A 1102-nucleotide genomic window follows, 5' to 3' on the forward strand; every position below is an offset into this window, starting at 1 on the left:
GATCGCAGTAGGGCAAGTGTCCGCGAACGGCCAACGACGAGAGACCGGCGGAGTGCGAGCGTTGCGGTGCGCCGGGATTCCGGCCCGTGTTCCTCTGGAAAGGCTCGTCGATGTCCCCTCTCGCCCGCTGGTGCCACCGGCACCGGCTCGCCGTCGTCCTGGCCTGGGTGGGCCTGCTGATCGCCCTGGCCGGGGCCGTCGGCGCGGCCGGCAGCAGCTTCGGCAACAGCCCGCTCTCCCAGGACACCGACTCGGCCAGGGCGACGACTCTGCTCCAGAAGGGCGCGAGCAGCGCGGCGGGCAAGAGCGGCCGGGTCGTCTGGCAGGTGAGCGACGGCAAGGTCACCGGCGGCGCGGCCGAGCGGGCGATGACCGGCGCCCTGGAGCGCATCGTCGATGCCCCGGGTGTCGCCTCGGTGACCGCTCCCTACATGCCCGCCGGCCAGGCCCAGATCAGCAAGGACGGCAGGACGGCCTACGCGACGGTCGCGTTCGACGACGGTGTCGACGACGCCCGGATCGACCATGTGAAGGACCTCGCGACGGCTCCGGAGTCGGGGAGCCTGCACATCGCGCTCAACGGGCAGGCGTTCACCGTCAATCCCGAGCCGAACGCGGCCGCCGACGCGATGGGCATCGTCCTCGCCTTCATCGTGCTGCTGTTCGTCTTCCGGGCGGTGTGGGTGGCGGCGCTGCCCATCATCACGGCCATCGCCGGCGTCGGCACCTCAGCGGTCGCGGTGATGCTGCTCAGCCATGCCGTCCCCCTCTCCGAGACCACGCTGACGCTGGGTTCGCTGATCGGTCTGGGCGTGGGTATCGACTACGCGCTGGTCATCGTCAACCGCCACCGCACCAACCTGATGGCGGGCATGGGCGTGGCCGAGTCGACGGCCAAGGCCCTCAACACCTCCGGCCGGGCCGTGGTGTTCGCCGGACTGACCGTCGTGGTCGCGCTGCTGGGCATGCTCACCCTGAACGTCGGCATCATCAACGGGATGGCGATCGGCGCGGCGATACCGTCGTCCTGACGGTGCTGGCCGCCATCACGCTGCTGCCGGCGCTGCTCGGCATGATCGGGCCGAGGATCCTCGGCCGCGCC

General features: G+C 71.1%; 1 protein-coding gene. It reads left to right on the forward strand.

What is annotated here, in order from left to right:
- Positions 1-110 precede the first annotated feature (110 nt).
- Positions 111-1031, forward strand: a complete 921-nt coding sequence (locus ABZ281_RS50280; RefSeq protein ID WP_356665626.1) for an MMPL family transporter — start codon at positions 111-113, stop codon at positions 1029-1031.
- The last annotated feature ends 71 nt before the right edge of the window (positions 1032-1102 follow it).

Origin of the sequence: Streptomyces sp. NPDC006265 (assembly GCF_040613555.1) — a bacterium.
Classification (GTDB): Bacteria; Actinomycetota; Actinomycetes; order Streptomycetales; family Streptomycetaceae; genus Streptomyces.

Excerpts from the sequence above, each read along its gene's own strand:
- ABZ281_RS50280 (WP_356665626.1), top strand. The coding sequence starts at position 111 with ATGTCCCCTCTCGCCCGCTGGTGCCACCGGCACCGGCTCGCCGTCGTC.